This window comes from Candidatus Delongbacteria bacterium (assembly GCA_041675285.1).
In the GTDB taxonomy this organism is placed as follows: Bacteria; CAIWAD01; CAIWAD01; order CAIWAD01; family CAIWAD01; genus CAIWAD01.
Genome location: JBAYTZ010000015.1, coordinates 63,575 through 74,659 on the forward strand (window position 1 = coordinate 63,575; position 11,085 = coordinate 74,659).

Sequence of the window (11,085 nt, forward strand, 5' to 3'; positions counted from 1 at the left end):
GCTTTTCTTGGGCACATCGCCCACGACGGAGGCGGCATGTTCATCGATCAAGTGCGGATCGCCGTCCGCAGCGGAAACGGCGGCGACGGCTGCGTCAGCCTGTTCCACGGCAAGTATCAGCCCAAGGGCGGGCCGGACGGCGGCGACGGCGGTCGCGGCGGCGACGTGGTCTTCGAGGTGGACACGGGCCGCATGAACCTGCTGGACTTCAAGTGGAGCCGCAGTTTCGAGGCCGAGGACGGCCGGCCGGGCGCCAGCTCCCTGCGCAAGGGCCGCCGGGGCAAGGACGTGCTGATCCGCGTTCCGCCGGGCACGCAGATCCGCCGCGCGGACAACGGCGAGCTGCTGCTGGACCTCGTGGAGCCGGGCCAGCGCGAGGTGCTGCTCAACGGCGGCCACGGCGGCAAGGGCAACGCGCGCTTCAAGAGCCCCACCCAGCAGACGCCGCGCTACGCCACGCCCGGCGGCGCGGGCTGGGACATGGAAGTGGACCTGGAACTGAAGATCCTGGCCGACGTGGGCCTGGTGGGCTTTCCCAACGCGGGCAAGTCCACGCTGCTGGCCGCCCTCAGCGCGGCGCGGCCCAAGATCGCCGACTACCCCTTCACGACCATCGTGCCCAACGTGGGCATCGTGCCCTACGCCGAATTCAAATCCTTCGCCATGGCGGACATCCCCGGCCTGATCGAGGGCGCCCACGAGGGTCGCGGGCTGGGTCACCAGTTCCTGCGCCACGTGGAGCGCTGCCGCGTGCTGGTCTACCTGGTGGACGTGAGCGCCGACGATCCCGTCCATCAATTGGAAGTGCTGCGCTTCGAACTGGCGCGCTACTCGCCCGAGCTGGCCAAGCGGCCGGCGCTGATCGTGCTGAACAAGAGCGACGTGACCATTCCCTCCAAGCGCAAGCTGAAGATGGACTACGACCTGCTGGTGAGCGCGGCCACGGGCAAGCACCTCAAGCTCCTGGTGCGGCGGATCGGCGAAATGCTGGAGGAGTTGCGGGCGCGCGAGTTGCCGCGGCCCCGCCGCCTGAGCAGCCTGATCCGCCCGGAAGTGCCGGTGGACGAGGAGGAGCTGATCCACCCGGACGAGGCCAAGGACGAACGCTGGGCCACGCCGCCGCCGGACGTGGACGATTCCGTGCGCCGCCGCAGCAAACGCCGGTAGGAGTCTGCAATGGAACTGATCTATTACGTGGCCGCCAGCCTGGACGGCTACATCGCCACGCCGGACGGCGGCGTGGACTGGCTGGACGAGTTCAACGGCGGGGACGACGATTACGGCTACAGCGAGTTCCTGGGCTCCGTCGACGTGCTGCTGATGGGCTCGCTCACCTGGCGCCGGGCGCTGGAGCTGGGCGACTGGGCCTGGGGCGACAAGCCCTGCGTCGTGTTCACGCGCCAGGAGCTGGAGTCGGACATCCCCAACCTGATCGTCGAGACGCGTTCCCCGCGCGTGGTGGTGGAGGAGCTGGCCCGGGCCGGTCATCAGCGGGCCTGGCTGGTGGGCGGCGGACGCCTGGCCGCCGCGCTCTTGCAGGAGGACCTGCTGACCGACGTGATCATTTCCTCCATGCCCGTGCTGCTGGGCGCCGGCATCCCCCTGGTCCACGCGCTGGGCGAGGTCCGCAGCCTCAGCCTGGAGGACACGCGCTGCTACTCCAACGGCGTGGTGCAGTCCCACTATCGCGTGGACTGAGCCGCCGCCGAGCCATCGGCCCGACTGGCCCACTCCTTGCATTCAGAGCATCTGAAGAATCCCCCCCGCTGCTTGTCAGGATCCAACTCCGCTGTGGCAGGTTCGCCCGCGCCCCCGGGCCGGCAGGGCTGTGTGGAAGGCGCCCGCGCTCGATCCGGATTGCGTGTCCGGAACCTCTAACAGCGACAGACGAGGAGGCGCAGATGTCACGCTTGCTGTACTTCGTGGTGTCCCTGGCCCTGAGTGCGCTGACCGCCCGGGCGCAGATTGATGTGGTGCAGGTGGGAACCAGCCGCTACGACTACCAACACAATGGCTCCTACGGCAAGATGATCGCCGTCTCCAGCGACAGCGTCGCCCACGGGGCCTTCATGGGGGGCCCCAGCAATACTACCGGGCGCCGCGTGCTGGCCTGGTGCGTGAACCCGGATCTCGAGCTGCCTGCGCCGGCCGCCAACATCACGGACATGCGCGCCGGATACGTCACTTGTGCGGCCACCAGCGCGGAACCCAGGAACGGACAGCCGGGCAACTCCACCGTGGTGGGTTTCCACACCTCAGCAAGTGGGATCGGCTCCTGGTTCGGTACGGACTTCGCCGGCTGCACCATGGCCTTCAACCTGCTCTCCAACAACGAGCACACCGACATCCTGTGGCCGCACATCGCCGTGGACTACCAGGACAAGCTGCACATGGTCTGCAGCGGCGGGTCTAATGAACCCATCCAAGACCACGTGTTCTACAACAGCAGCAGCAGCGGCACGGAGTGGGACGGCTTGTATCAGACGGTCACGACCCAAGGCGACCAGCTGACCGGGATCGTCACGGCCGCCAAGCAGGCGCCGGGAGCCGCGCTGCTCTACACGGCCGATTCCCCGTGCGCGCCGGGCCTAAGCGATTTGTACTGCTACGAGGCCCGGGACGAGCAAAATGACCTGCGCGCCCGGATGGACCAGGGCCCGCCCCTCAACCTCACGCAGACGAATTGCGTGGATTCCCCCCTGCCCTTCCGCTTCGGCGTCGCGCCCTGGGCCGACGTGGACGCGATCTACGATTCCCGTGAAGAGCCCCATCTGCTGGTGGCCTGGACCACGCCCCTCCAGGTGCAGGACACCCTGCTCTATGAGGATGACGAGGGTCTGGTCAGCTTGCCGCTGCCCCGCCAGGATATCTGGCGCAGCGCCATCTGGTTCCAGGACGTCACGGCGGGCATCCGCAGCCGCCTCGCGGGCTGGCTGAGCTATGACGACGAGAGTGGCCTGCCGGCGGACGAGGCGCAGATCGGCCAGTACCGCTGCGCGAAGGACCGCGTGCAACTGGCCCACGATCCAGCCACCGGCTATCTCTACGCCCTCTGGAATCAATACTCCAGCGCCGATCTGGCCGAGCCGGTTGTGGCTGGTTCGCGCTTCGCCAACGGCGAGCTCTACATGGCCTGCTCGGCGGACGGCGGGCAGAGCTGGGGCCCGCGCGTGAACATCAGTGATACGCCCACTCCCGGCTGTACGTCCCCGAGCTGCCAGAGCGAGAACTTCGCCTCATTGGCGGAAACGGTGATGGGCGGGTATCTGCACCTGACCTACCTGCTGGACCTCTTCCCCGGGTCTTCCATCAACGGCTTCGAACCGGAGACCGAGAACCCCTACCTCTACGGTCGCATTCCGGTCAGCGCCGTGCCGCCGCCCGCGGGCGAGGCCTGGGATGCCGCCGGCCACCTCGGGCTGGGCAGCTACCGCCGGCCCTGGCACTTCACCGGCGGTCATCCCGCGGCCGTCCGGGCCATCGACCGGGTGGAGATCTTCAACGAGGGCGGGCAGGAGCGGCTGCTGGAGGCGCTGATCCTGTGTCACGACAGCCTGGACGTGTTCGACGGCCCCATGCCCGACTACTCGGTGGGCTGGGACGTGATGCAGGGGGATCCCGTCGAGCCCGGGCCGTGGATCCACAACCCGGCGGGACGCACGGACTGGGACGGTCGCTTGCCAGCCCAGCGCCGCGTGCTGCTGCATCTGTCCGTGGCGCACGAGCAGCTGCCGATCCGCGAGCAGGCCTTCCGCTTCCTCTTCGACGACGGCACGGAGCGCGTCTACCGCTACGTCTACGAAGGACCGGCCGGTGAAGGCTCGCTGGTGGAGACCATCGAGCTGGACCAGCTGGCTGGGTACGAGGCGGACACTTTGTATCACCAGGAGGAGGTGGACCTGCCGCCGGCGGCACCCGCCCGCTTCACGCTGCTGGCCGCCGCGCCCAATCCCTTCAACCCGGCGACCCTGCTCGATTTCACGCTCAGCGCGCCCGGCGCCGCGCGGCTGACCGTCTACAACCTGCGGGGCGAACGCGTGGCCCTATTGGCCGACGGGCCGCGGGCCGCGGGCCGGCATCGCATTCGGTTCGATGGCGACGGGTTGGCCAGCGGCCTCTACCTGGCCGTGCTGGAGGCGGAGGGGCGGCGCGCGACGCTCAAGCTGCTGCTGGCGAAGTAAATCCTGTTGGACTTCCCATGAAAAGCCCCCGGCGGATTCCGTCGGGGGCTTTTGTGTCACAAGGGTGGGCGGGACGCCACGACTCTCAGAAGGGCAGGTCGTCGTCCGCCGCGATCTCGTCGTCCACGTGCTTGCGCACGTTGCTCTCGATGCTGCCGCCGCTGCTGCCGGATTCCGCCGGCTCGTAACTGCGGCCGCCCTCACCCCGGTCGGAGCGGCTGTCCAGCATCTGGAAGTTGTCGCCCAGGATCTCCGTGGTGTAGACCTTCTGGCCTTCCTTGTTGTCGTAGCTGTCGTAGTGGATCTTCCCTTCCAGGTAGATCAGCGAGCCCTTGCGCAGAAAGTCGCGGGCCACCTCCGCCTGGCGGCGGAAGAAGACGATGCGATGCCACTCGGTCTTCGAGGTCAGCTCTCCGCTGTCGCTGCGACGCTTCTCGTCCGTCGCCAGGGAGAACCGGGCCACGGCCATGCCGGTGGGCGTGGTGCGGAAGTCGGGATCCTTCCCCAGCCGCCCGATCAGCATGATCTTGTTCAACATGATGCACCTCCAACGATGATGACTTGCGGTGGACATCCGCCTCGCCGGGCGGGCAGATGTGTCTGTTGCCCGCCCAACGCGGGGCTGGCGGCGACGGTTTCCGGCTTCGTGCCGGAAAACGGCCGGGGATGATTTCGCGTCCAGGCTCCCGATCGCCCGGGCGCGACCGGACGGGATTGCGGGAATCCTGTCCACTGGCAAGAACATAAGGAACGGCTGGCCGTCGGCTATTCCGGCCGTCGGCCCCAGCGCAGAAAGAGGGGCCAGCGCACCGGACGCACCTCGTCCAGGGACCAGAACTGGGCCAGCCCGCGGGCGAACCCGGCCAGCGGATCCGGGCCGCCGGCTTGCCGGGCGCGGGTCAGCGCCGACCAGGTGCCCAGATAGCCCAGGAACTGCGCGGCACTCAGCTCGGCCTGCAGGCCCAGCTCGGGAGCCGGCAGTTCCGGGTAGGGAAAGGCCAGGCTGCGATAGCCCGCGTCGATGTGCCGGCGCTCGGGCGGCCACCACGGATCCAGCGCCTTGTAGAATTCCCGCGTCAGCCGGTCCACCTCCGCATCCACTTGGGACAGACCATACGCCCAGAGGGCCAAGAGGCCGCCGGGCCGCAACACGCGCGCGACCTCGGCGTGGAAGCGCGAGGCATCGAACCAATGGGCGGCCTGGGCCGCGCAGACCAGATCGGCGGACTGGTCCTGCAACCCGGACTCATCCTCGCGGCCCCGGGCGAAGGTGACCCGCGGGTGCGGCGTGGCGTGACGCAACTGTTCGGCGCTGGCATCGGTGGCCCGCACCTCGTCGAAGCAGGTCGCCAGCTGCCCGGCGGCCTGGCCGCTGCCCGTGCCCACGTCCCAGGCCAGCCGCGTGTGACGGCAGTGCGCGGCGAGCAGCTGGAACAGCTCGTCCGGATAGCCGGGGCGATAGATCGCATAGTCCGCGGCCCGCCCGGAGAAGTGATCGGCGAACCCGCTCACGCCGCCGGCTCGCGCAGCCAGTCCCAGCGCTTCTCCAGCGTGCGGCAGAACCACACCGCCAGCAGCAGGCCCAGCAGGTCGGCCACCCAGTCCCAGACGCTGCAACTGCGCCCCACCACCAGCTGGTGGAGTTCGTCGCTCACCGCCCAGAGGGCTCCGGGCAGCACGACGCCCAGCAGATAGGCCTTGAGCGGGCTGTGCAGGCGCGTTCGCAGGTCCACGAGGCCGTGCCGCCGGCCGGCCACCCAGATGGCGATGCCCAGGCACGTGTACTCCAGCACGTGCAGCAGCTTGTCATAGCTGAAGATCCGCAGGTCGGGAAAGCTGTCCGGCGGAATGGAACTGCCCAGCCAGACCACCGCCAGCGCGAATGCGAGGACGATCAGATCCACCCAGCGCGGCAGCCGGCTGTAGAGGACGAACGGGTTCATGCCTGCGGGCCGCCGTCGTCCTTGTGCTCGTGACTGCAGCCGCAGGAGTCCCCGCACCCGCCCGAGCCGGATCCGTGGTGGGCGTGTCCGTGGCCGCCGCCCTCCAGGCTGCGCAGCGCCAGCGGGATGAAGCGCAGCAAGTCCGGTGCGATGACGCCGTGGGCCCCCAGGGCCTCGGCGGCCAGATCGCCGCACAGGCCATGCAGGTCGCAGGCCAGCAGCGCGGCCTGATCCAGGTCCAGCCCCTGGACGGCCAGTCCGGCGATCATCCCGGTGAGCACGTCGCCCGCCCCGCCGGTGGCCAGGGCGTCGTTGCCGGTGCGGTTCAACAGCACCTCGCCGGCGCTGGAGAGGATCGCGCTGGGAGCGCCCTTGAGCACGACGGTGAGTTCGTGCTGCGTCGCCAGTTCCAGGGCGGACAGCAGGCGCTGGCTCGGCAGGGCCAGGGGATCGCCGCCGGTGAGCCGGTCGAATTCCGCGGCGTGGGGCGTGAGACAGAGATCAGCCTCGCGCTCGGCCAACAGCTCCAGCTTGCCGCGGAAGGCGTCCAGGCCGTCGGCATCCAGCACCACAGGCACGGGGGATTGGCAGACCAACTCGCGCACCAGCGTGCGGGTCTCCTCCGAGCGGCCCAGGCCGGGACCCACCACGAGGATGTCCGCCCACTCCAGGGCTTTCAGCAGGCGCTCCAGGCGCTTCTTGCCGGACTCGGCCGGCAGGGGCAGGGTCAGCACCTCGGGCATGTGGCCGGCGATCTGGCGGATCACCTCCTCGTCGCTGGCCAGCCGGGCCAGCCCGGCACCGCAGCGCAGCACGGCCCGGGAGCAGAGCAGGGCCGCGCCCGCCATGCCCGGCGAGCCCGCCAGCAGCAGAACCTTGCCGAAGTCGCCCTTGTGGCCGCTGGGCGCGCGGGGCGGAATCAGCGCGGCGAGTTCGTGCTCCTCGGCGCGGGCCCAGGGCTCGCCCTCGAGCAGCTGGTCCACGCTGTAGCCGATGTCCACCACCGTCAGCTCGCCGGCGAAATCCCGTCCGGGCGGCAGCAGCAGTCCGCGCTTGGGCGCGGCCATGGTCAACGTGGCCTCGGCCTGGATCACCACGCCGGGTACTTCGCCCGTGTCGGCGTTCACGCCGGAGGGCACGTCGATGGACCAGACGGGCACGTGGCCGTCGGAGATGGCGGCGATCAGGCGCTGGATGACGCCCCGGGGAGCGCCCGTTGCGCCGGTGCCCAGCAGGGCGTCGACGATCAGGTCCGTGTCCCGCAGGTCGGGCAAGTCGCCTTCCGGTTCCAAATCGATGATTTGCAGCTCCATGCGCTCCACCACGCCGCGCATCACGGCGGCGTCGCCGCTCAAAAGCGCGCCGGGCACGGCGGCCAGCACCAGCACGTCAATCCCGGCGTTGGCCAGGCAGCGCGCGATGACGTAGCCGTCGCCACCGTTGTTGCCGCCGCCGCAGCAGATGGTCACCTGGCTGCCGCCCTCGTGCTCCAGGTGGTCCAGGATGGCCTCGGCACAACCGCGGCCGGCGTTTTCCATCAGGCAGATGGACGGCAGGCCCAGCTCCTCGCTGGCGCGGCGGTCCAAGTCGCGCATCTCCTCAAGGGAGAGGATCCATTGCATCACAGTTCCTTTCGGTGTGTGCGGCACCGAATGCCGCTCGTTGTCGACCCCTTCCCCCTGCAAGGGGGAAGGTTGGGATGGGGGTTTTCCGCGTCCCAGTCACCTGCCGGTTGCCTTTGTTTTCCACCTTTCTGCTGGCGCCAGAAAGGTGGAGCCAAAGAGGCGCTTTTTCTCAGCGGCCAGAGTCAGGCCACCTCGCGGTGGCCTTCCGCTGGCCGGCGCTTGGGCTTCCTGCAACCGCGTAGGTGGTTCCGCACGGCCGGTCAGGCCTGACGGCGTCACCACCTGGTTCTGGTTCAGGCCTGACGGCCTTCACCTCACGCGATCCTGTCAACTCCGCTGGAGCGACCCCTTCCCCCGCGAAGTGGGGGAAGGGCGGGATGGGGGGTTCCCGCGTCCCAGTCACCTGCCGGGTTGCCTTGTTTTCCACCTTTCTGCTGGCGCCAGAAAGGTGGAGCCAAAGAGGCGCTTTTTCTCAACCGCCAGAGTCAGGCCACCTCCCGGTGGCCTTCCGCTGGCGGCAGCGGCTCCTTCCTGTCTCCAGGTAGTTGGTTCGCGCTGCGCGCTTCACCCAGGTTCTGGTTCAGCCCTGCGGGCTTCACCTCACTTGACCATTGACTCCTACTGTCTCACGATCTCACTGTGACTCTGTGCCTCTGTGTTGAAGAGCCACATGTACCACCCCTGCATCCGCTTCGAGCCTTCGAGTCTTCGTGCGCACGCAAATGATGGAGCTCCACTTCCAACCGAGGCAAGTCCGTTATGAATTCTGTGCCTCTGTGACTCTGTGGTTGGGTTTTCACCCAGCCGAGATTCGCTCCACCACCAGCAGCGCGGCGGCGTGGTGGCGGCTGTGGCTCAGGGACAGGTGCAGGCGGCAGTCCCTTGGCAGCGTGCCTGCCGGCAGCCGGACCTGCGGCGGAGCGCTGGGCGCGTCGGCGTCGGCGCTGGCGCCGGGGGGCAGGATTTCAATGTGCGCCGGCTGCAGCTCCGGCAGCCACTCACGCAGCAGGTCCTTGGCCAGACGGCGCGCCGTGCGCGAGCCCGCCGGATGTCCCGCGCGCCCAAGGTAGCGCTCCTCCCCCGGGCTGAACCCAGCGGCGGGTGCGGGCGGGTCGTCCAGGGGAGCCAGCCGGAAGGCCTGATGCACGATCAACCGGTCCACCCCGGATGCCAGCCCTCGTTCAAGCCCTCGAGGATCGGGATCAGCTCATCCACGCTGTGCAGCAGGAAATCCGCCCCGCTGTCCTCCGTGTCGAAATCCGAGCCGTAGAGCGCCAGAGCCGTGCGGATGTGCAGGTTGCGCGCGCCCTGGATGTCGCGGTCCGGCCAGTCCCCCACCATCAGCACCTGGTCGTGGTTCAGGTCCAGCACCTCGAGCATCTTGCGGAAGGGCGCCGGGTCGGGCTTCCATTTGCCCGTGTCCTCGTGGGTGATGACGTGCTGGAAGTAGTGCAGCAGGCCCAGACTGGCCAGCCGCAGCCAAGCCTGGCGGCCCGGCGCGTCGGAGAGCACGCCCAGCTTGTAGCCGCGGCGGATCAGCTCCATCAGGGTCAGCTTGACGTGCGGGTAGAGGACCATGTTGGCCTCGCGGGCCCGCCGGTAGGCCACCACGCCGGCGGCCAGCAGGCGGTGATCCAGCCGGCCCAGCTCTTCCTTGAGGAAGTGGTCCAGCACCTCCTGGTACTCGATGCCCTCGCGGTCGTAAATCTCGAAGAGGCGGGCGTAGGCCTCCTCCTCTTTCATGGACAAACCGTGATCCACCATGGCGCGCGCCGCGGCGGCCACGGCCTCGCGCTTCATCTTCATGAAATCGACCAGGGTGTTGTCCAGGTCGAAAATGACGGCCTTGATCTGCATGTGCGCCTCCTGCCGGCAAGATAGGACTCGGGGCGGCGGGAAGAGCGGGCGGGAGGACAAGGAGAGGGCTTGCGGATGGCAAGCCCTCAAACTGAAGCAGATTTAGAGGCTGTCAGAAGTTCCAGCGTAGGCTCAGCTCCCGGTACTTCGTCCTGCTTGGGGAGTAGCGATAGCGCGACTCGGCCCAATCGAAGCGCAGGTCCAGCCGTCGCAGCAGCTGGAACACCGGCCGGCCGGCCCGCTCCGGCCGACTGCGCAGCAGCCAGTTCACCAGCCCGCCGCTCTGCAGGCCGCCGCCGCTGGTCTTGCGCTCCACCAGCCCCGCCGGGTCGGCATAGTGGCCGCCGCGCAGATACGCGAAACCCAGCACGCCCAGCTCCCAGCCGCGGGAATGGATGAATTCCGAGGGCCGACCGTGGAACAGCCCTTCATCGAAGGCGATGTAGTGCTTGTCCCAGGAAAGGTCGTCCGGCGCGTCGTTCGGGTCATTCCAATGGCCGCCGGGCAGGTCGTCGCGGATCCCCTCCACGACCCAGTGGCGGTTCGCGCGGATCAATTCGATGGAACGCTCCAGCGCCACGTGGGCTTCCAGCACGGGCAGCTCAGGCATGCCGCCCGCGGGCGGCAGCGCCAGACGCCAGCGACTGGCCAGGGCGAGCCGGTCGTGGAAGGGCATGGGGTCGTCGTCCATTCCATCGACATAGCTGATGTGGGAACCCAGGAAGAGCTTGGAGTACTGCAGGCCCAGGCTCCAGTCCAGGTAGCCCGCCGCGGGATCCGCTGGATTTAGCCACTGGCGCGGCAGGGGCTTGGCCTGCAGGTTGAGACCGGCATCCAGCATGGTGCTGTGGCCGACTTCCACCTGCCGCCCCCCGACCAGCAGCCCGCTGGCCAGATCGCTGATCACGTGGTCCGCGCCCAGCCCCAGTCCAAAGGACCAGCGCTCCCGGCGCTGCCCCAGGCCCAGCCGCAGGCTGTGGCTCTGCTCGATGGCATGGCTGGTGCCGATGATGGCGCCGTCCTCATCCGTGCGGGTCTGCTCCCCTTCTTCAAGCAGGTTGTGCAGATAGCTCAGGCTGAGCTGCCAGGGCTGTTGCGCCACGGACCCGCCTGGATTCCGCCGCTGCCACTCCTGCAGATCGAGACGCAGCGAGACGGCCTGATTCATCAGCTGGACGTCGTGAAAGGGGGCCCACTGGATGCCGCCCGGATAGCCCGTCAAGCTGAGATCCAGCGGCGGGCCGCCTTCCGGGCGCAGCACTTCGCTGCCCGGCGCCAGCCAGGCGTTGAAGGGGTCGTCGGAGAGGGGCGAGAAGGTGTTGCCCATCCCAGTGGCGCGGGTGGAGGGTGAGATCATCAACCAGATGCAGGCGGCGTCGCTGACGGCCTGGGCCGGCTGGATCCAAACGCAGGCGGTCAAACCCAGCCACAACAGAGAAGACTTCATGGCAACCTCGATGATGACCCCGGGGGAAGGCG

The 11,085-nt window shown here is 68.5% G+C and carries 10 protein-coding genes; 3 read left to right on the forward strand and 7 right to left on the reverse strand.

The features are described 5' to 3' along the window. The first annotated feature begins 36 nt into the window (after positions 1-36). The 3 genes from obgE (at position 37) to WC326_13485 (ending at position 4,181) form a co-directional block, all read left to right on the forward strand. Complete coding sequence (gene obgE / locus WC326_13475; protein MFA7332074.1) at positions 37-1,167, forward strand: GTPase ObgE; 1,131 nt, start codon at positions 37-39, stop codon at positions 1,165-1,167. A gap of 9 nt (positions 1,168-1,176) precedes the next feature. After that, positions 1,177-1,698, forward strand: a complete 522-nt coding sequence (locus WC326_13480; GenBank protein MFA7332075.1) for a dihydrofolate reductase family protein — start codon at positions 1,177-1,179, stop codon at positions 1,696-1,698. A gap of 203 nt (positions 1,699-1,901) precedes the next feature. Beyond that, complete coding sequence (locus tag WC326_13485; protein ID MFA7332076.1) at positions 1,902-4,181, forward strand: T9SS type A sorting domain-containing protein; 2,280 nt, start codon at positions 1,902-1,904, stop codon at positions 4,179-4,181. Between the two features lie 85 nt (positions 4,182-4,266). Here the strand turns inward: WC326_13485 and ssb are convergent, their stop codons facing one another. The 7 genes from ssb to WC326_13520 all read right to left on the reverse strand — a co-directional run bounded on the left by ssb (position 4,267) and on the right by WC326_13520 (position 11,053). Then, on the reverse strand, positions 4,267-4,719 hold the full coding sequence (gene ssb, locus WC326_13490) for a single-stranded DNA-binding protein (GenBank protein ID MFA7332077.1): 453 nt from the start codon (positions 4,717-4,719) through the stop codon (positions 4,267-4,269). Positions 4,720-4,946: 227 nt separating this feature from the next. Further along, the gene (locus WC326_13495) at positions 4,947-5,693 is read right to left on the reverse strand and encodes a class I SAM-dependent methyltransferase (protein ID MFA7332078.1); all 747 of its coding nucleotides are present in this window, start codon (positions 5,691-5,693) and stop codon (positions 4,947-4,949) included. Next, on the reverse strand, positions 5,690-6,124 hold the full coding sequence (locus WC326_13500; GenBank protein ID MFA7332079.1) for a VanZ family protein: 435 nt from the start codon (positions 6,122-6,124) through the stop codon (positions 5,690-5,692). Before WC326_13500 ends, WC326_13495 begins: the two co-directional genes overlap by 4 nt. Continuing rightward, positions 6,121-7,746, reverse strand: coding sequence for an NAD(P)H-hydrate dehydratase (locus tag WC326_13505; protein MFA7332080.1), 1,626 nt, complete (start codon positions 7,744-7,746; stop codon positions 6,121-6,123). Before WC326_13505 ends, WC326_13500 begins: the two co-directional genes overlap by 4 nt. Before the next feature lie 799 nt (positions 7,747-8,545). Further along, positions 8,546-8,911, reverse strand: a complete 366-nt coding sequence (locus WC326_13510) for a hypothetical protein (GenBank protein MFA7332081.1) — start codon at positions 8,909-8,911, stop codon at positions 8,546-8,548. After that, complete coding sequence (locus WC326_13515) at positions 8,899-9,606, reverse strand: HAD-IA family hydrolase (protein MFA7332082.1); 708 nt, start codon at positions 9,604-9,606, stop codon at positions 8,899-8,901. Before WC326_13515 ends, WC326_13510 begins: the two co-directional genes overlap by 13 nt. 112 nt (positions 9,607-9,718) lie before the next feature. Then, positions 9,719-11,053 (reverse strand): hypothetical protein, encoded by a 1,335-nt coding sequence (locus tag WC326_13520; protein MFA7332083.1) that lies wholly within the window; start codon positions 11,051-11,053, stop codon positions 9,719-9,721. Positions 11,054-11,085 lie beyond the last annotated feature (32 nt).